Origin of the sequence: Pyruvatibacter sp. HU-CL02332 (genome assembly GCF_040362765.1) — a bacterium.
GTDB lineage: Bacteria > Pseudomonadota > Alphaproteobacteria > CGMCC-115125 > CGMCC-115125 > Pyruvatibacter.
In genome coordinates this window covers 1,022,261-1,041,384 of the sequence record NZ_BAABWK010000002.1, presented here as the reverse complement: position 1 = coordinate 1,041,384, position 19,124 = coordinate 1,022,261, and the positions used below count along the sequence as shown (strand labels likewise).

Here is a 19,124-nt window from a genome sequence, read left to right as displayed (position 1 = left end):
GGAGGGTGCGTGCATGTCATTGCCGCCATTCAGAAAAGTCGACTTCGTTGAAACCCGTGTGGACGTGGAGCGTCGGGACGATGGTTCCATAGTGCTGGAAAACCCGCATCCCATGGGAGACCCGGCAGCTAACGTTATTGAGCCACTGAAAAAATGGGCGGCAGAAGCCCCTGATCGCGTCTGGCTCGCCAAGCGCCGCACGCCGGAACCCGGCCAGGAGTTCGGTGAGTGGGAGACGATTACCTACGCACAGGCCTATGATCGCGTGTGCCGTATTGCTCAGGCGCTAATTGATCGCGGCGTAGGGCCGGGCAAGCCTTTGATGATCCTCTCAGGTAATTCCCTTGAGCACGCCATGATGACCTACGGCGCCATGGCGACAGGGGCCGCCGCGGTTCCTGTCTCACCAAGCTACAGCCTCATATCGTCTGACTACGCCAAGCTGCGTTATGTCTTTGAGCTCATCGAGCCGCAGGCCATTTTCGTGCAGGACGGCGTTATGTTCGAGAAGGCCATGGGCGCTCTCGATGTTGAGAACCTCAGTCTTATTCACGTGGAAAACCCGGGTCCGGCGTTCCATGGGTCGACGTCCTATGACGACGTGCTGAAGACCGAGCCCACAGATGCCGTAGATGCCGCCTATGAGGCGCTCGACTACGACACGGTCGCAAAATACCTCTTCACGTCCGGCTCCACTGGAATGCCGAAAGCTGTCATCACCACCCATCGCATGATGTGTGTGAATGCCGTTATGGGCACCAAGCTCATTGAAGAAGGGCCCGACGATCCGCCACCAACTCTCGTCAATTGGCTGCCTTGGAACCACGTCTTCGGTGGCAACGCGGTGCTCAACAATCTGCTGACGGCAGGTGGCACGCTATACATTGATGGCGGTCGGCCCGTGGCTGGTCAGTTCGCTGAGACAGTGCAGAACCTGCGAGAGGTGGCTCCAACCACCTACACCAACGTCCCCGCTGCTTATGTGATGCTGATCGAAGAGCTGGAACGCGATGACGTGCTGGCGAAGAACTTCTTTTCCCAGCTTCGCTCCATGGGCTATGGCGGCGCGGCGTTGAATCAGGATCTTGCTGAGCGCATGCAGGCTGTTGCCATCCGCATCACCGGTGAGCGCATCTTGTTTACGTCAGGCTATGGCGCGACGGAAACCGCGCCCACGATCATGAACACCCATTGGGAAACAGAGCGCATGGGCCTGCTTGGCCTGCCGCTTCCCGGTGTCCAGATCAAATTGGTGCCAGCGGGCCTCAAGATGGAAGTCCGCGTTAAAGGCGACTGCATCACACCGGGCTATTACAAGAACCCAGAAAAAACAGCTGACGCCTTCGATGAAGAAGGCTTCTACAAGCTCGGCGATGCGGCCAAGTTTGTGGACGAAAATGATCCCAAGCAGGGCATCGTTTTCAACGGTCGTGTTGTCGAGGATTTCAAACTCTCCAGCGGGACGTGGGTCAATGCTGGCCGCATGCGTGTCCAGGCTGTGGAAGCAGGCGGCGGCCTCATCAATGATTGCCTCGTGGCAGGACTCGATGAGCCATATGTGGGCGTTCTTGGTTTTCCCAACCTGCCTGCATGTCGCAAGGCTGCGGGGCTTGCGGATGATACACCGGCAGATGATGTCGTGCGTGCGCCGGGTGTCCTTGAGCGGATTGCCGAAGGTCTGAGGGAGCACAATTCACGAAACCCCGGATCGTCCACGCAAATCCGCCGCGCTTTGTTGCTGGCAGAACCGCCTTCGCTTGATGCTGGGGAACTCACAGACAAGGGATACATCAACCAGTCCGTGTCATTGACCCGGCGCAAAGACATGGTCGACAAGCTGTTTACAGATCCCCCCGGCAACGACGTGGTGGTTGTCTAAGCAGCTACGTTCAGGCACATGAGTGGACAACATCCAGCTGCTCTTAGAACAAGGCCCTGAATGCCCGACTGGTATCTAGTATTGAACGGTGTGCTTATCGGCATCGTGGTTGCGGCGCCCATCGGCCCGGTGAACCTGATCTGTATTCGCCGCACACTGGCCTATGGACGTCTCAACGGATTCCTATCCGGTCTGGGTGCTGCGGTGGGGGATGCTGTATTTGCAATCGTTGCAGCGTTTGGCCTGACGGCTGCTGCTTCCATGCTGGTCTCGGTTGGTGATTGGCTGCAGGCCTTTGGCGGGATTTTTCTCATTGCGCTGGGCATCCACACCTATTTGAGCAAGCCTGCTGACAACGAGACTGTAGCAACCAATACCAGCAGCAAGCTTGCGGCGGCAGTTCTGGCAACATTCGTGCTCACAATTACCAACCCGGCCACCATGCTGGGTTTTGTCGCGATCTTCGGCGGCGTTGGAGGCCTGGTGACAACCGAGCCAAGTCTACTGACTGCCACACTTCTCGTGGCAGCGGTATTCATCGGGTCAGCATTGTGGTGGCTGGGTGTTACCATGACCGTAGGGTTGCTGCGTCATCGCATGACAGATCAGGCGCTGATTCTGATCAATCGCGTATCTGGCGTATTGATTGTATCGTTCGGTCTCTTTGTCATCGGACGGTTGATTTACAATTCACTGGTCTAGGCCAAGGGCTAGAAATCCGGGCGTTTCGCCCTAGAACAAACTAAGGGAGTAGGGCACATGAATGGTGCAGAGAGCCTTGTGCAGACTTTCGTCAATTGCGGCGTGGAAGTCTGCTTCTCGAACCCTGGCACATCCGAAATGCATTTCGTGGCAGCTCTTGATCGGATAGACGGCATCCGGCCGGTGCTCGGTCTGTTTGAAGGCGTTGTGACTGGTGCCGCCGATGGCTACGGCCGCATGGCCGGAAAACCTGCAGCAACTCTTCTCCATCTTGGTGCCGGCCTCGGCAATGGTTTTGCCAATCTGCACAACGCCCGCCGCGCGGCAACGCCAATCATCAACGTTGTGGGTGAGCACGCGACATACCACCGGCAATATGATGCGCCGCTGGCGTCTGATATCGCCAGTGTGGCCCGCCCGAACTCTGTCTGGATGGAAACGCCGGAGGAGGCCACTGAAGTGGCTGCTGCTGGTGCGCGGGCTTACGCTGCGTCCATGAGCGCCCCGGGCGGCATTGCCACTCTTATCCTTCCCGCTGATACCGCCTGGCTTGATGCTGACGGCGCAGCAGACCCGGTTGAGATTGCCGGGTTCAGCGAAGTCGATGGTGGCACGATCGACAAGGTCGCCGCTGCACTCAAGAATGGAAAGAAATCTGCGATCCTGTTGCGCGGTCGCACGCTGCTGGCAGACGGCCTTGAACTTGCCGGACGCATTCAGGCAGCAACAGGGGCGCGTATTCTGTGTGACACCTTCACACCACGCATGCAGCGTGGTGCAGGCCGCGTGAAGATCGAACGCATTCCGTATTTTGCAGAACAGGCCGTTGAGCACATTGCTGAAGTCGAACAGCTGATCCTGTGTGGCTCACAGAACCCCGTTGCCTTCTTCGCCTATCCCGGCAAGGAAAGCTGGCTGACACCACCGGACGCAGAAACACTTGTTCTTGCGCGCCCGGAAGAGGACAGCCTGGCAGCTCTTGAAGCTCTTGCAGACGCCGTTGGCGCACCCGCGCAGGCACCAGAGCATGTTGCGCTCGCGAAGCCTGACCTTGGGTCCGGTACTCTTGATGCGGATGGGGTAGGCCGAGCGATCGCTCATTTCCTTCCCGATGGCGCAGTTGTGTCGGACGAAGGAGCAACAGCCGGCCTCTTTACAAACATCTATACGGAGACCGCAGCTCCGCACGACCACATGACCCTTACTGGCGGTGCCATCGGTCAAGGACTTCCGCTGGCTGCCGGTGCGGCGCTTGCCTGTCCGGATCAAAAAGTAGTCTGCTTCCATGGCGACGGCGGCGCCATGTACACGCTGCAGGCACTTTGGACCATGGCACGTGAAAAGCTGGATGTGGTGACTGTCATTTTGTCCAACCGCTCATACGCCATCCTCAACATCGAACTGATGCGTGTGGGAGCTGAAAATCCCGGCCCCAAGGCGCTGTCCATGCTGGATCTTCATAATCCGGAACTGAACTGGACCCAGCTCGCCAATGGTATGGGCGTGGAAGCTGTGCGCTGTGAAACCGCTGAGGAATTCAATGACGCCTTCAAGTCTTCAATGTCCCGCAAAGGGCCATTCCTGATTGAGGCCATGATCTAGCGTCAAATCCAGCCACTCCGGGGCAAATGCTTGGTTTGGGTCGGTCATCTGAGCCGGATACGGATTAACCAGCTAAGTAACTGGTGCAAAAAGCATCTTTGCTGTTACGATCTGCGGGTCGGGCAGGGGTAGCCTGGTGCGTGCTTGCCTTGATGGGGATCGGCCCGGCCTTTGCATATTCGTGCATGAATGGTCCGGGCAAAGGCCGGTTTTGAGACGCGCCTTGCTGCCCGGCACAAGGTTTGTGTGGCCGGTTGGATATACAACTCGGCAATTGCAGCAGGATTCTGGGGGCGTCGATGAGCATGACCTTCGACAAGAAAAATACCGGTAACTCTGAAACAGGCGGTCAGCCACCTGCTGATCGGGCCAAGCCGCGCGATGCGTCTTCGTTGAACATCCATGACCTTGGTATTGATGTGGATGTTGCTGCTGAGGAATTCGTTGAACTGGACGCGCCCGACGACGTGGATCGTGGCATTGAGCGCCTGATCCGCTCTGCAGGCGTTACTCCACCCAAACGCGCAACGCCTTCAGCTAGTGTCACACCCATCAGCGCGGCTGGAATGCCAGAAGCAGCCAATGGGCAATCTACCGAACAAGCCGTCTCAGCAATGCCAAGTCCGGCAATCAAGGTCACCGATCCCGAAATTGCCGAACAGGTGGAGATCGCGGACGCCTCATCAAGGATTCGCTCAAAGGCTGCTCTTGGTGACATGCAGCGGCCCATTGGCGAGCGCTTGGTAGAGCTGGGCTATGTCAGCCGTACAGGTCTTGATGCTGCCATTGCCGAACAGGAACGCAGCCCGCACAAACTGCTGGGCCGCATCCTGTCTGATCTTGATCTGTTTGAAGGTGAGCAGGAACACGCATCTGACAACGCAGGCCATGATCCCCTGCACACCCTTATTGACCCGGAAGCCATTCAGGTTGCGCCGCAGGATCTGATCCGCTCAGCGCAGATACTTCCGGTGTCCCGTGGCAATGGCGCCATCATGGTGGCGATTGCTCACCCCAAAGACATCGATCGCATCGAAGACCTGCGTCCCTACCTTCCCGCAGGCACGCGTGTCGAGCCATGCTTCTGGCCAAATGACGCCTTGGAGGAAACGATCGAGGCCGTCCTCGACCATGAAATGTCTGCGGAGGGCATTCTCAAGGGTCTCGCACACGGAACCGAAGAACGCGGTGCGGATGCTACTGTTTGGGCTGATCCTGCCGTCCGACTCGTCAATGCAGCCCTGCTTGATGCTATTCGGGCAGATGCCAGTCATGCTCACTTCGAGCCAGTAGATGGCTATGTCCGACTTCGCTACCGGGTTGACGGTGCCATGCAGCAGTCATCATCGATCGATAAGCGCTTCTGGCAGCCTATCGCGACACATATGCGCAATCTTGCAGGCCTGGATGGCGCATTGGGTCAGGAGGGTGCGGAGCCTGGCGAATTCACCATGCGCCTCGGTGATCGCTTTTTTGTCTGTTCGCTGAAGACATTCGACACCTTGAATGGCGAACGCATGACGATCCGCATGGGCGAGATCGCGCGCGACCCGATGTCCCTTGGTGAAATCGGACTGTCAGACCATTCATCTGCTTTGGTGTTGCGCTCACTGGTTCGGCCATCGGGCATGGTGGTTGTCGCTGGTGGCCGCGCGTCTGGTCGCACAACCAGCCTCTACGGCATGCTGGGTGAAATGAAAGCGGCAGAGCGCTCCATTTTCACCGTGGAGCGCCGCATCGGCTATCGCCTGCCATTGGTCAGCCAGCTTGAAGTTACCACCCAGCAGGCAAACAATCCGCAGACACTGATTGAGGATGTTGTTGCACAGGATCCTGATGTTTTGTTGTTCGATAAGATCGACGGCAAAGCCGCTGCGCGGTCTTTGGCAAATGCTGCATCGGCAGGGCGCCTGGTTCTGACATCCATGGACGCTCCGGATTCCCTGTCAGCGTTGATCGAGCTCATCGGTATGGTCGATGACCCGCGTCACCTAGCAGGACGGATAACGACAGTCATGGCGCAGCGCCTTGTTCGCCGCCTTTGCTCCGTGTGCAAACAATCACGCACCGCCAGTGCAGATGAGTGCTTTATCTTTGGGCTTGATCCAACTGATCGACCCACCGTCTACCATCCCAACGGGTGCCCGTCGTGCCGCTCGACCGGCTACCGCGGGCGGACGGTGATTTCGGAAGTTCTGATCATTGATGATGAAATGAATGACCTGATTGCCGAAGGTGCAAGCATTGCCGATCTTCGCACAACGGCCGCCGACAAAGGTTTCCAGTCATTGGCTGATGATGGTGTGCGCAAAGTACTGCACGGTGAAGTCAGCCCGGGTGAGCTTGCTCGGGCGGTGGATCTGGCCGCACGTCTTTAGACTTAACCGCCCAGCCGACCTGCCAGCTGGCGCGCCTGCTGCGCCCCTTGGCGGGCATAAGTGTTTCCAAGATTTGCTGCTGCTGCAGTGCACCGGCTGTGCGCTGACTGCTGTCGCGAGTAGCCGGCATTGAACGCGCCAATAAGGGCGTTGCGTGATGACTGATCAATGTCATTCGATGACAGAATATCCAGCATCTTGTTGCGCCATTGTTGACCCTCGCTGGGTCGGCAAAGTGTACGCAGATAGTGAACAGCCCCAAGAGTTCCCGCCAGACGCGACAGGCCATCTTCCAGTATCGGATTCGCCCGCGCAGGATTAGCAACCGCCACTGTCATTAATGACAGGGCGATCAACACGCATTGCAAAAACCGTCTTGGTGCAACAATTGTCATCACAAGCGATTATGCCTCAGCGTGAAGGTCTGCCAAAGCCTGATACGCTCATCTCAGACAATTAAATGAGGTCTGCCATGCCCGAAATGCTGGATTTTGTTGCCATTGATCATGTCGTTCTTCGCGTTGTGGATATGGAGCGCTCAATAGCCTTTTATGAGGGTGTGCTCGGTATGCAAGTCGAGCGTCGTTTGGACATTGGCCTTGTCCAGCTGCGCGCCGGTGCAAGTCTGGTGGATCTGGTCGATGTGGACAGCGAGCTTGGCCGCGCCGGCGGTGCTGCTCCTGGATCATCCGGCAACAACATGGACCATTTCTGCCTGGCGCTTGCTGAGTTTGACGAACAGGACATCCGCAACTGGCTCAAGGCCAATGGTGTGGAAGTGGGTGATGTAGCCCGGCGCTACGGGGCGGGAGGTTTTGGCCCCTCCCTCTATCTGTCAGATCCGGACGGCAACACGGTGGAGCTCAAGGGGCCTCCTGATCTCAATCAGTAAGACGGACTTACTAAGTGTTTGCACCCTCCGCAAATTTAGTTAGGATAACTTACTAAGTGGGCGTGCACGCCCTAAAGGGAGGAAGTATGCGTAATCTGTTTACAGCCGCTTTTTTGGCGTCAGTACTGCTGGTTGGTGCGGTTTCGACACCGTCAAATGCTCAAAGTTACCCTCATCCCCTTTCTGACATCGCCACCGAATTGGGCATGACGGAAGAGAGGTTTGAGCGGTGGTGGTCACAGGCACCAGCATCCATGAAGTCCGAACTATCCAGCCAACCACTGGGCAAATGGAGGCCCACGGTTGTGTGTGACGTACTTGGCTTTCGTATTGGTTCCGCAGAAGGCGCTGAATGCCGCGAGACCAAATACAAGGAACGTATGGCCACATCGGACCAATGGAACGCTGATGGATCCTACAAGGGCCCGTCAGAAGAATGTCTTGCCCGCAACAAGACCGACAAATGGGGCCGCCTGATTTGCGGCTAGCATCAAACTAGCCTCGGCGGCTTGAATTTTCTGGGAGGAACATCTGATGCGATTGCGTTTTGGTTTTCTATCTCTTCTGGCAGCAATGATGGCGTTTGCCACGCCTTCTGCAAGCGCAGCCGATTACACACCAGAGCTACGCGCGTTCATGACCACCATGAACGACGTGGAGAAGGAGCGCTTTGAGCGATGGTGGCGGGATATGCCCAGCTATTTTAAGAGCTCACTTCATGATGCGCCATTTGAAGAATGGCGAGCCGTTATCTATTGCGATTTTCTGGGCTTTCGCGCTGGCACGGCTCAAAGCGACAAATGTGTCGCCATGCGCACCGAGAGCTGGCAGCAAAATGCCAGCCAGTGGAATGCGGACGGTACTTTCCGAGGGCCGTCAGCGGAGTGTGAAGCACGCGGTCGAACAGATGAATTCGGGCGGCTTGTATGTGTCGACGAAGACCTGCGTGAGGAAGTGCAGGAATACTGGGACGGCCTGCCGCACGACCAGAAGTTGAAAGAGTTTGCTCGACCGGGGCACTTCTGGGAGGCCATGCAGCATTGCTATGAGGGTGAAGGCTATGCTGTTGGCAGCGAGCTTTATGCCCAGTGTGAACTGGCCTATGCCAACCGCAACGTACCGATCAACTAAGACTGACCGTCAGCAAAAATAGGGGCCGGAGCGGCAACACGCTCCGGCCCTTGTTGCATCAAGCTCCTAGAAGATCGCGTAACCGCCGTCGATCACAAACGTGTCTCCGGAGTGATAGGTGGACGCATCGGATGCCAGGTAAACGGCAACGCCACCAAAGTCTTCAGGCTCGCCCCAACGACGTGCGGGCACACGTGGGATGACTTTCTCGGCAAAGGCAGGTGCGTCTTGCGCTGCAGATGTCATGTCAGTTGCAATCCAGCCGGGCAGAATGGCATTCGCACGCACGCCGTGTTTGGCAAACTCGACGGCCACCGCTTTCATCATCGAAATCACAGCACCCTTGGTGGCCGCATAGTGTTCATTGCGTCCAGCACCTTCGATGGCAGCAAGACTTGCAATGCCCACAATCGAGCCACCTGGGTCGCCGTTTTTTGAGCGCTCTTCCATATGGCGGCAGGCCTCGCGGAAGGTCCAGAATACGCCGTCCAGATTGACCGAAAGAACCTTGCGATACATTTCGGTCGTGATGTTCAAAAACGAGTTCGCACCAAATCCGATGCCCGCGTTCGCATAGACCGCATCAATGCGACCCATCTGCTCGACGGTCTTGACCATTGAGCTCACGACCGCATCTTCGTCAGATACGTCCACACGCATCGCAGCAATCTTGCCGCGGCCGTGGGACTCAAGCTGCGCGACAGCTTTCTTGTTTTTCTCTTCGTTGGTGCCCCAGATCATGATGTCAGCACCGGACTGAGCCATGGCGTCAGCCATGCCAAGACCGATGCCGCCATTGCCACCTGTTACCAAGGCAACCTTGCCGGTCAGATCAAACGGATTGTAAGCCATGATTGCTTCCTCAAATGCTTGTTGTCTTTTGACGCTGAGTGCGTTTTCTCCTGCACTATAACGCGCCAAGCGCTTCCGCCATATGCTGCGCTAAGGGGAGATCCAAGGCGTCCTTTGGTGTGATCCAGCGAACGCCGGCCGCGTCATCAGCAGCGACGGCATCCCCTCGTGCATAGTGGCCCTTGAAAACAACGAGCGCATATCGCTTCGAGTCGGCATCAATCGAAAACCGGCCCAGCTCACTTACAATGGTTGCAGTGACGCCAGTTTCCTCCAGCAACTCCCTGTGTGCGGCTTGTTGGAAGGTTTCATCTGTCTCCACCTTGCCACCTGGAAATGCCCAGACGCCTGCATTCTCACCGGCACTTCTGAGCACGAGCAGCACAAGCTCACCGTGCATCACTGCAACGCTTGCAGCATTGATGATTTCAGAAGATGAAGTTGTGCGAGATGCTGTGGAGGGCGGTGGTACAGATGAGTGATCGGTCATTCAGCCAGTATGGCGTCAATTTCCGATTGGTCTATCCGCAGGCCCTGTCCATTAATGACGCCGCTGGCCATATCGACGAGGCGGCGCAATGTTCCGGTATACTTCGTCGCCATTTCAGAAACGACAGTCGCATCGAAATCTTCACCGTTGCCAATTGCCTTGGTCAGAGCATCTGCGGCTTCGCCTGCCAGCCGGTTGGCTTGTTCCACAATAGCGTCAAACGGCTCTCGGTGTTTTTCAGGAGCATTCTCGTAAGCCAGAATGGCCAGGTCCTTGTCAGCGAAAGCTGACCGCAAAAAGTGTTCCTGGTAGCTAAGCGGCTCCCATTCAGCAATGTCCTCAATGCAATCCGGCATGTCCGCTGACATTTCAATCAGCATGACAACTTCATTGAAGTGGTTGAGGTAGTCGGTGGCTAGAAGTGTCTCAGGATTGATGTTTTTGCCGCCTGCCAGCAAGCCGAGCGTCCGCGGCCAGCCCATTTGCTTGGGCTTCTGCGCAGTTTGCACATCACAGAGGGCATCAATCGGGGCCAAGGAATCCTGCCTGCATAAACTTGAGTGTTGCCACTTAGGGTTGCAGACTAACAGGCGATCCTTACTGGCGACTTACCAGCAAAACTGCGAAAAAAGCCTAGTTTTCAGAGCTTTTCGCAGAGTTTGACGAGCTGATTTCGTCAAGAACGGAGCATTCAAACTGAGTTTTGTAGCTCAACGCCTCATGGTCCGGCACGAGCGCGCAGCTATACATTTTCGCGTCCTGGACCAAAATCAGAGCGCCCCCGAGAATGCCTTTGATCTCGTAACCCTGTTCCAGCAGGCTGCCCAGCATCTCGTCTGTTTTGACAAAAGGCCCATGTCTTTGGATGTCGGAGCCGTTCTGAGCGAACGCTGTGCCAAAGCCGAGACTAGCCAAAGTAAGCGAGAGGGTGGCGGTGCATAGGCAAGCAAAGCGCATGGATGTCTCCTGAACAGTCTCAAACGGCTGGATAGTCAGCGTTTTGCCACTGGAGCAGTTAATGATCCATGCATAGTATCGCGTCCCATGTGCGGACGATATTCAATAACGACACCCCCTCAGGCAATGGCGGCACTGTTCAAATTTCCAGAGCAGCCGAACTTTCCGCCTCGATGGAACATCGCCCCAACCCAACCGGTTCCCATCATCCGGCAGGGAGCTGACGGGCAACGCCATTTCGTGCTTGTGCGGTGGGGGCTGGTGCCTGATTGGGCGCGCGAGGTGGGCTCAAAACCTCTCTTCAACGCGCGCGGTGAGACGGTCGCAGAGAAACCCGCTTTCCGATCCGCATTCAAGCGCCGCAGATGTCTTGTTCCAGCGGATGGGTTTTATGAGTGGAAGCCAGGGAGTGCTCAGCCAAAACAACCCTATCTGATCCGAAGGCGCGACCGGGCGCCTATGGCATTCGCAGGCATTTGGGAACATTGGCAGTCTCCGGAAGGGTCCGAGCTTGAAAGCTGCAGCATCATTACGACACAAGCCAATGCTACGCTGGCACCCATCCATCACCGAATGCCGGTCATCCTGAATGAAGCAGACTGGGAAACATGGACCGACACATCAGAGACTTTGGGCAAGGCAGCATTGAAACTGCTTGTTCCGTCTGCTGATGACTTGCTGGATATCGTTCCGGTTTCCACCCGCGTCAACGCGGTCGCCAATGACGATGCCGCTCTTCAGGACGAAGTCGACCCCGTTCAGGCGGAGCCGCAGGCAAAAGCGAAGCAGGACAAAAAGCCTGACGACCAGATGACGCTCTTTTGAGCGTCGCGGAAATTCAATCCCCGTCGAACCTCTTGCCCATCTGCGTATTTGGCTCCACCTGATAGCCAATGGACTCGTAGAAGCCCACGACCTTGTCGTTCCCGGATCGCACGATCAGGTTCATCTTGGGCACGCCGAGTGCCTGAAGCCAACGCTCTGCTTCTCTCATGACTAGCGCGCCCAGACCCTTGTCGCGGAAAGATGGGTGGACACTCACATAGTAGACGCACCCTCGGTGCCCATCATGGCCCACCATCGCACTCGCAACGATATCCCCATCGATCAACCCGACCAGAATGGTGGAGGCAGGCCCGGCCAATGCGAAATCGAAGTCCGCGTTGGCGTCATTCCAGGGTCGCGTGAGGCCGCATATCTCCCACAATTCGGTGACTTTTGCGCGATCCTCTGGCTTTGCAGGACCGAACCGGATAGGAATTTGTGTGTGATTTTCCGCCATTTTGCGCGCCTTCCGCTAAAGTTTTGGCGGGAACGCCCGCAAAAACGAGCAAATCACGTTACAAGGCCCTATATTAATTGAATAGGGTCGGCTTGGATTCCTGATGGCACTCGACATCTTCATTCTACTAGCGCTGGTTGGATTAAACGGCTTCTTCGCCTTGTCGGAGATGGCAGTCGTCTCGTCGCGCTCTGCTCGTCTGCAATCACTTGCGGAGGGAGACCGTCGTGCCAATGGTGCGAAGGTGGCGGCACAGCTGCGCGAGAAGCCCGAACGCTTCCTGTCGACGGTTCAAATCGGCATTACCATGATCGGTGTTTTGTCCGGGGCCTTTGGTGCCGCCACCGTCTCCGAACCGCTTGGAGAAATGCTGTCCGCCGTCGAGTGGATTGGTAGCTATGGACAACCCGTGGCCCTTGGCCTGGTCGTTGTTGTCGTCACGATCCTCACTCTTGTTATCGGCGAGTTGGTCCCCAAGCGCATTGCGCTGGGCAATCCTGAATATATTGCCAGCGGCATTGCCAGACCGATGCTGGGCCTCTCCAAGGTCTTCTCGCCGCTTGTTGACCTTTTGTCAGTGCTCAGCGATCTGACATTGCGGGTGCTCGGCATATCAGCCGAAAACGTCAGCCATGTAACCGAGGAAGAGATCCGGCAGCTTGTGGTGGAGGGTGCCGAAGCTGGGGCAATTGAAGATGTCGAGCGCGACATTGTCCATCGCGTGTTCCGGCTCGGTGACAAGATGGCCTACGACATCATGACACCACGACGTCAGGTGCCCTGGCTTGATCTGGATGCCTCCCTTGAAGTGAATGCAGAGATCATTCGCGAAGCTCAGTCGATGCGCTACGTGGTTGGTCAGGGTCCCACGCGCGTTCCCGTAGGTGTTGTACGGGCTGAGGACGTGCTCGCTGCGCTTCCCACTGATCTTGAGTTTGATATTTTTGCCAGCATGAGTGCACCGCTCTATGTGCCTGAGACCGCGAAAGCGCTTCAGGTGCTCGGCACCATGCAGTCGGAAAACAAGTTCATGGCGCTCGTTGTGGATGAATTTGGCGAAGTGCAGGGCGCGATCACCATGGCGGAAATTTTCCGGGCAATGGTCGGAGACGTAACCGGCGACGGCAGCGCACCACGCATGAACGTTGTCAGCCGCAAGGATGGCTCGTTCCTTGTTGAAGGCGGTGCTGCTGTGGATGAGCTCAAAGAGGTGCTTGGCCTTCAGTCCCTGCCGGGCGAAGACTCCGAGGATTTCAATACCCTTGCCGGTGCCATGCTGCATTTCTTCGGCAGACTGCCAACCGAGGGTGATGAGTTTGTGTGGGACGGCTATCGTTTTGAGATCGTCGATGTTGACGGGACCCGTATCGACAAGGTGGTGATTGCCCCGCTTCGCAACATTCCAATCGCAGGTCTGCGGAGCACCGCAAGCAAGGCCAGCTAGAGCAGCTTGCCGGGGTTCATGATGCCCTTGGGATCCAGCGCGGCCTTTATCGCGCGCATCACATTAAGCTCAACGTCGGATTTGTAAGTCTTGATCTCGTCACGCTTAAGCGTGCCGATCCCATGTTCAGCCGAGATCGAGCCGCCCAGCGATACGACGATCCCATGCACAATGTCATTCATGGCCTGCCACTGACTTAGAAACGCTTGCGGGTCCATGGACATCGGCTGGCTGAGATTGAAGTGGATATTGCCATCGCCAATATGGCCAAACGGAACAGGCCGAACACCAGGCATCGCCTCAATGACCGCGTCCGTCGCCTGCTGAAGAAACGCAGGAACGCTGGAAACGGGGACTGACACATCGTGCTTGATGCTTGCGCCTTCCAGCTTCTGAGCTTCAGACATGTTTTCCCGAAGCGCCCACAGCGCATCTCGTTGGCTCTCGCTCCCAGCAAGCGTCGCGTCCAGTACAAGGCCATCGTCTATGGCACTGCCAAGAGCTGTCTCCAGCATGGCGCGCAGCCAGCCATCGGTACCAGCCGTCACTTCTGCGAGCACATACCAATTGGAAGGTTGGGACAGCGGGTCTTTGGCACCTTCAAAATGCCGGAGTGTGAGTTCAAAACCACTGCGGCTGATGATCTCGAATGTTGAGACGAGTCCGCCGCTGGCATCTTGTAGTCGTGCAAGCAATTCAACGGCAGCCTGTGGGTCTGGTATGGCAGAAAACGCGGTTTCAGTCGCCGTGGGTGTCGGAAACAGCTTCAGAACCGCCCCGGTAATGATGCCCAAGGTCCCCTCGGCGCCGGCCAGAAGGCGGGTCAGGTCATAGCCTGTATTGTCCTTTCGAAGTCCGGAGAGCCCATTCCAGATTTCGCCATTTGGCAGGACCGCCTCCAGCCCCAGAACCAGGTCACGCGTGGAGCCATAGCGCAATACTGCTGTGCCCCCGGCATTCGTGGATATGACGCCGCCAATCTGGCACGACCCCTCCGATGCAAGGCTCAAAGGAAAAAGCCGGTTATTGCTGGCAGCTGCCTCCTGGATGGACTGCAACGTACACCCGGCATCCACAATCATCGTGTTGTTAAGCGGATCCACAGCCCGCACAGAATTCATGCGCTCGAGCGAAACAATCACCTGGTTGCCGGACATGTCGGGTATCTGCCCGCCGACAAGCCCGGTGTTGCCGCCCTGCGGCACAAGACCTGTATTGGTTTCGTGAGCAATGCGGACAATCGCAGCAACAGCGTCAACACCTGCCGGCCGCAGCACAAGGGGAGTGTCCCCATGAAACAGACCGCGCCACTCCACCAGGTATCGTGCAAGATCATCAGAACCCGCCCGCAGGGCGCCGCCGGGTCCGGCAGCATCTGCCAGCCTCGAAAGCGTGTCTGCTGATGGTTTACTCATATTCATACCCACTGACGTAGAGCCGATTGGCGCACCCGTCAAAGCCCACTGGTCATGTCATCAGGTTTTGGGCGCTGCCGCTCTTTTGAGCCGATCGTTTATCGCTTCACCAATTCCATCAGTTGGAATGGGCATCACCGCAATACCGTGCGGGCTTGTGGCATCAAGCTGCCGCAGCTTGGCGAAGAGATTGGCGGCGGCTTCTACCAGATCAGCCGTGGGGCTCAGATTCGCAACCGGGCCATCGTGTTGAGGCAGATCCGGCCCAAACCCCAAAAGAGCTTCGTTGTCGGCAGGGGCTGAAACATTGAGGCGTACCGATGCGTTCGGCGCATAGTGACTTGCCAGCATCCCCGGTGCCTCAATCGCCGCACCATTTGTATCCTCGACTACGCTGCACACGGCTTCCAACTGCTCACGGGTGATGGTCCCGGGTCGAAGGAGGCGCACCTGATCGGACACGACTGACACAACCGTTGATTCAAGCCCAACCGTGCACGGGCCTCCGTCAAGGACCATGTCGATCCTGCCATCGAGGCCCTCAGTTACATGTTGTGCCGTGGTAGGGCTTACCCGGCCGGACGGATTAGCGCTTGGAGCAGCCAATGGTCGTTGAACACGTCCGATCAGGGCTTGTGCCACCGGATGGTTCGGCATGCGTATGGCGATGGTATCCAACCCTGCGGACGCCAGAAGCGATACGGGACAATTGGGAGCTCGGAGCACCACAAGCGTCAAAGGCCCTGGCCAGAAGGCATGAGCGAGCTTTAGCGCCAGGCCGCTCAACTCACCCAGCTGCCCAGCCATCTCCACGCCCGATACATGGCTGATAAGCGGGTTGAACTGGGGTCGCCCCTTGGCCTCAAAAATCCGAGCCACCGCCTGGTCACTGGTTGCGTCAGCGCCAAGTCCATAAACCGTCTCGGTCGGAAAGGCGACAAGTCCGCCCACAAGCAGGCATTGGGACGCGCGGTCGATCGCGTCGTTGTCAGCTATTGTCGGGGTAAGGGTGGCAGGGGGTGTCATGGCGGCAACCTGCCACGACCGACCCGTCTTCAAAAGTGCAAAAGAGGCATAAATACCCTGCGGCTGGATATGCCCGCCATTTCTGCTATCTGTTTGCCTAACGATCCTTCCTCGACTGCCGAGATGAGAGAAACCGCATGACCTACCGCCCACCCGTTCGTGACATGTCCTTTGCCCTCAATGAGATTGCAGGCCTCAAGGAGCTTTGCGGCTCCAAGGCTTTTCCCGATCTGGAGCCTGATCTGATTGAGCAGGTGCTTGAGGAATCCGGCCGCATGGCGGGCGATCTGCTAGCCCCTCTCAACTGGACCGGCGATCAGCAGGGCTCTCAGCTGGGTGCCGAAGGCGTGAAGGCGCCGGATGGATTTGCCGACGCCTACAAACAGTGGTTTGAAGCGGGCTGGTGCTCCATTCCCGGCGACGTCAACTATGGCGGACAGGGCCTGCCTCTGTCCCTGGCCGTTGCCGTGCAGGAATACATCAATCAGGCCAACATGGCTTTCGGCCTGTGCCCCATGCTCAGTCAGGGTGCCGTAGAGAGCCTGACGCAGCACGGCTCAGACGAGCTGCGCGACAAATACTTGCCCAAACTCCTGTCCGGCGAGTGGACAGGCTCCATGAACCTGACGGAGCCGCAGGCTGGCTCCGACGTTGGTGCGCTCAAGGCAAAAGCCGAGCCCGTGGGTGATGGTAGCTACAAGATCAAGGGCACGAAGATCTACATCACGTGGGGCGACCACGACATGGCGGAGAACATCATTCATCTGGTTCTTGCCCGCTTGCCGGACGCACCCGAAGGTACCAAGGGCGTTTCACTTTTCCTCGTACCGAAGTTTTTCGTCAATGATGACGGATCTCTGGGTGACCGCAACGACGTAAAGTGCATCGGCCTTGAAAAGAAGCTGGGCATTCATGCCAGCCCGACCTGCGTCATGGCCTATGGCGAGGAAGAAGGCGCCATCGGCTGGCTCATTGGCGAAGAAAACAAGGGCATGCGTTGCATGTTCACCATGATGAACAATGCGCGCCTCAATGTAGGCATGCAGGGCGTCGGTATCGCTGAGCGGGCCTACCAGCAGGCGCTTGACTACGCGATGGAGCGCAAGCAGGGCAAAGCATTCACACCGTATACGGACAAGCCGGACGGCATGTCTCCCATCATTGATCATCCTGATGTACGTCGCATGCTCCTCACCATGAAAGCGATGACTGAAGCAACGCGGGGCATCTGTTATGCAAACGCGGTAGCGCTTGATCTCGAGCACAATGGTGAAGACGAAGACAAGCAAAAATGGGGGCAGGGACGTGCTGCTCTTCTCACGCCAATTTCAAAAGGCTTTTCAACTGATGTCGGTGTAGATGTTGCCTCCATCGGCATCCAGATCCACGGTGGCATGGGCTTCATTGAAGAAACGGGTGCTGCTCAGCATCTGCGCGACAGCCGCATTGCGCCCATCTATGAGGGCACCAATGGCATTCAGGCCATCGATCTTGTCAGCCGTAAGCTGACCATGGACGGTGGCAAAGTCATTGCTGATTTCCTCGAAGAGATCGATGAGACAGCCAAGTCCTGCTCTGCCTCCAATGATGAGAAACTGGTCACGATTGGTCGTGAATTGTCGCAAGCGAATGCCACATTGCGCGAAACCACGGACTGGCTGTTGGAAGCTCTAAAATCAGAAGCAACCGACGCTCTGGGCGGTGCAACGCCGTACCTCAAAATGATCGGGACCGTGGCCGGCGGCGCCTATCTCGCCAAGGGTGCGCTCGCAGCCCATCCCAAGGCTGGTGAAGACAGTTATCTCGCTGGTCGAGTCGAGATGGCCGCGTTCTACGCAACAAATATCCTGCCTCAGGCAGCGGGCCTAAAGGCGCCCGTGACGTCGGGGGCAGCAGGCCTTTACGCTCTCAGCACGGATTTGCTCGCCTCCTAGACCAATGCGGGAGCGTTGACGCTTACGTCAGCGTCACGTACCCCATTGGTGAACAGGAGCAACAATGTCCAATACCGCAGCACCCCAAAAGCCAACGCAGACGCCGACAGAAATCACTTACCCCCACGGCCTGAAAGAGTTTCCAGCGCCTGGAGAGACGATTGAGATTTCTCCAGGCATTCACTGGCTGCGGATGCCGCTCCCCTATTCGCTGGACCACATCAACCTGTATCTCATTGAAGACGGAGATGGCTGGGTGATCGTCGATACGGGTGTGAATACATCCAAAGTCCGCGATCTTTGGGAGCAGCACTTTGCGGGTGTCATGGGTGGGCGACCGGTTACCAAGGTCATCGTCACCCATCTGCATCCCGATCACGTGGGTCTTGCCGGTTGGTTGTGCCGTCGTTTCGGTGTCGAACTGTGGATGTCGCGTACCGACTATCTGATGTGCTGCAATCTTGTGCTTGATACCGGCACCGATGCCCCGGATGAGGGCGTACGGTTCTATCGGGAGGCCGGTTTTAACGACGCCCAGATTGAAACCTATCGACGACGGTTTGGTGGTTTCGGGCGTGATGTGTCAACCATGCCGCAGAGCTTTCGGCGTCTTGTTGGCGGCCAACAGCTCGAGATCGGCGGACGCATCTGGCAGACCGTAGAGGGGCGCGGTCATGCCCCGGAGCATATGTGCCTGTGGTGCCCTGACGCTGCCGTCCTCCTGTCCGGGGATCAGGTGCTTCCGCGCATTTCGTCAAATATCAGCGTTCATCCCACTGAACCTCAGGCAGACCCGCTGTCTGACTGGTTGGAAAGTTGCGCGCGTATCCGTGACCAGTTGCCAGCCGACACGCTCGTTGGTCCAGCACACAACGAGCCCTTTTATGGTCTCAAGGTTCGGCTCCAGGACTTGATCGATGAACACGAAACCGATCTGGGTAAGCTCGAAGAATTGATCGGCGAGCCCAAGCGCCCAAACGAGGTGTTCGGTGCTTTGTTCCGAAGACCAATCACTGACGATCTGGTCCATATGGCAACCGGTGAAAGTATCGCGCACCTGAATTGTCTGATCGAACGTGGATTGGCCCGGCGTTTCCTGGGTGAGGATGGCATTGCGCGCTATGAGCGTGTTGGCTAGGA

At 57.0% G+C, this 19,124-nt stretch carries 19 protein-coding genes; 11 read left to right on the top strand and 8 right to left on the bottom strand.

Going from position 1 to position 19,124, the window contains the following annotated elements; genetic code table 11:
- The first annotated feature begins 13 nt into the window (after positions 1 to 13).
- The 4 genes from ABXH05_RS15535 to ABXH05_RS15520 all read left to right on the top strand — a co-directional run bounded on the left by ABXH05_RS15535 (position 14) and on the right by ABXH05_RS15520 (position 6,561).
- On the top strand, positions 14 to 1,879 hold the full coding sequence (locus tag ABXH05_RS15535; protein ID WP_353562105.1) for an AMP-binding protein: 1,866 nt from the start codon (positions 14 to 16) through the stop codon (positions 1,877 to 1,879).
- A gap of 60 nt (positions 1,880 to 1,939) precedes the next feature.
- Positions 1,940 to 2,581, top strand: a complete 642-nt coding sequence (locus ABXH05_RS15530; protein ID WP_353562103.1) for a LysE family translocator — start codon at positions 1,940 to 1,942, stop codon at positions 2,579 to 2,581.
- A 57-nt stretch (positions 2,582 to 2,638) separates the two neighbouring features.
- A complete protein-coding gene (locus ABXH05_RS15525; RefSeq protein WP_353562101.1) occupies positions 2,639 to 4,183 on the top strand; it encodes an acetolactate synthase large subunit in 1,545 nt (514 codons plus the stop codon).
- Positions 4,184 to 4,482: 299 nt separating this feature from the next.
- Positions 4,483 to 6,561, top strand: a complete 2,079-nt coding sequence (locus tag ABXH05_RS15520) for a GspE/PulE family protein (protein ID WP_353562099.1) — start codon at positions 4,483 to 4,485, stop codon at positions 6,559 to 6,561.
- Between the two features lie 2 nt (positions 6,562 to 6,563).
- Here the strand turns inward: ABXH05_RS15520 and ABXH05_RS15515 are convergent, their stop codons facing one another.
- Positions 6,564 to 6,956, bottom strand: a complete 393-nt coding sequence (locus tag ABXH05_RS15515; protein ID WP_353562097.1) for a TIGR02301 family protein — start codon at positions 6,954 to 6,956, stop codon at positions 6,564 to 6,566.
- 77 nt (positions 6,957 to 7,033) lie between these two features.
- On the opposite strand from ABXH05_RS15515, the gene ABXH05_RS15510 reads away from it, so the two are divergent.
- The 3 genes from ABXH05_RS15510 to ABXH05_RS15500 all read left to right on the top strand — a co-directional run bounded on the left by ABXH05_RS15510 (position 7,034) and on the right by ABXH05_RS15500 (position 8,584).
- Positions 7,034 to 7,453 carry a VOC family protein gene (locus ABXH05_RS15510; RefSeq protein ID WP_353562096.1) on the top strand — a complete coding sequence of 140 codons (420 nt, stop codon included), beginning with the start codon at positions 7,034 to 7,036 and terminating at the stop codon, positions 7,451 to 7,453.
- 86 nt (positions 7,454 to 7,539) lie between these two features.
- Entirely contained in the window at positions 7,540 to 7,941 is a 402-nt protein-coding gene (locus ABXH05_RS15505) for a hypothetical protein (RefSeq protein ID WP_353562094.1), read from the top strand.
- A gap of 46 nt (positions 7,942 to 7,987) precedes the next feature.
- Positions 7,988 to 8,584 carry a hypothetical protein gene (locus tag ABXH05_RS15500; protein ID WP_353562092.1) on the top strand — a complete coding sequence of 199 codons (597 nt, stop codon included), beginning with the start codon at positions 7,988 to 7,990 and terminating at the stop codon, positions 8,582 to 8,584.
- Between the two features lie 66 nt (positions 8,585 to 8,650).
- Here the strand turns inward: ABXH05_RS15500 and ABXH05_RS15495 are convergent, their stop codons facing one another.
- From ABXH05_RS15495 to ABXH05_RS15480, 4 genes are all read right to left on the bottom strand, one after another.
- Positions 8,651 to 9,436, bottom strand: a complete 786-nt coding sequence (locus tag ABXH05_RS15495) for an SDR family NAD(P)-dependent oxidoreductase (protein WP_353562090.1) — start codon at positions 9,434 to 9,436, stop codon at positions 8,651 to 8,653.
- A 55-nt stretch (positions 9,437 to 9,491) separates the two neighbouring features.
- Positions 9,492 to 9,926 carry an NUDIX hydrolase gene (locus ABXH05_RS15490; RefSeq protein ID WP_353562088.1) on the bottom strand — a complete coding sequence of 145 codons (435 nt, stop codon included), beginning with the start codon at positions 9,924 to 9,926 and terminating at the stop codon, positions 9,492 to 9,494.
- A complete protein-coding gene (locus ABXH05_RS15485) occupies positions 9,923 to 10,408 on the bottom strand; it encodes a hypothetical protein (RefSeq protein ID WP_353562086.1) in 486 nt (161 codons plus the stop codon). Before ABXH05_RS15485 ends, ABXH05_RS15490 begins: the two co-directional genes overlap by 4 nt.
- A 151-nt stretch (positions 10,409 to 10,559) precedes the next feature.
- Complete coding sequence (locus ABXH05_RS15480) at positions 10,560 to 10,883, bottom strand: hypothetical protein (protein WP_353562084.1); 324 nt, start codon at positions 10,881 to 10,883, stop codon at positions 10,560 to 10,562.
- A gap of 87 nt (positions 10,884 to 10,970) precedes the next feature.
- Here ABXH05_RS15480 and ABXH05_RS15475 point away from each other — a divergent pair, with 87 nt between their 5' ends.
- On the top strand, positions 10,971 to 11,708 hold the full coding sequence (locus ABXH05_RS15475; protein ID WP_353562083.1) for an SOS response-associated peptidase: 738 nt from the start codon (positions 10,971 to 10,973) through the stop codon (positions 11,706 to 11,708).
- Between the two features lie 13 nt (positions 11,709 to 11,721).
- Here ABXH05_RS15475 and ABXH05_RS15470 read toward each other — a convergent pair whose 3' ends face one another.
- The gene (locus ABXH05_RS15470; protein ID WP_353562081.1) at positions 11,722 to 12,165 is read right to left on the bottom strand and encodes a GNAT family acetyltransferase; all 444 of its coding nucleotides are present in this window, start codon (positions 12,163 to 12,165) and stop codon (positions 11,722 to 11,724) included.
- A 103-nt stretch (positions 12,166 to 12,268) separates the two neighbouring features.
- On the opposite strand from ABXH05_RS15470, the gene ABXH05_RS15465 reads away from it, so the two are divergent.
- A complete protein-coding gene (locus ABXH05_RS15465) occupies positions 12,269 to 13,609 on the top strand; it encodes a hemolysin family protein (RefSeq protein WP_353562079.1) in 1,341 nt (446 codons plus the stop codon).
- Here the strand turns inward: ABXH05_RS15465 and ABXH05_RS15460 are convergent.
- Both ABXH05_RS15460 and ABXH05_RS15455 read right to left on the bottom strand, forming a co-directional pair.
- On the bottom strand, positions 13,606 to 15,030 hold the full coding sequence (locus ABXH05_RS15460) for an FAD-binding oxidoreductase (RefSeq protein ID WP_502947743.1): 1,425 nt from the start codon (positions 15,028 to 15,030) through the stop codon (positions 13,606 to 13,608). The two genes, ABXH05_RS15465 and ABXH05_RS15460, sit on opposite strands and share 4 nt — an antisense overlap.
- A gap of 54 nt (positions 15,031 to 15,084) precedes the next feature.
- Complete coding sequence (locus tag ABXH05_RS15455; protein ID WP_353562075.1) at positions 15,085 to 16,050, bottom strand: L-threonylcarbamoyladenylate synthase; 966 nt, start codon at positions 16,048 to 16,050, stop codon at positions 15,085 to 15,087.
- A 137-nt stretch (positions 16,051 to 16,187) separates the two neighbouring features.
- On the opposite strand from ABXH05_RS15455, the gene ABXH05_RS15450 reads away from it, so the two are divergent.
- The gene (locus ABXH05_RS15450; RefSeq protein ID WP_353562073.1) at positions 16,188 to 17,984 is read left to right on the top strand and encodes an acyl-CoA dehydrogenase C-terminal domain-containing protein; all 1,797 of its coding nucleotides are present in this window, start codon (positions 16,188 to 16,190) and stop codon (positions 17,982 to 17,984) included.
- A 64-nt stretch (positions 17,985 to 18,048) separates the two neighbouring features.
- Positions 18,049 to 19,122 carry an MBL fold metallo-hydrolase gene (locus ABXH05_RS15445; protein WP_353562072.1) on the top strand — a complete coding sequence of 358 codons (1,074 nt, stop codon included), beginning with the start codon at positions 18,049 to 18,051 and terminating at the stop codon, positions 19,120 to 19,122.
- The last annotated feature ends 2 nt before the right edge of the window (positions 19,123 to 19,124 follow it).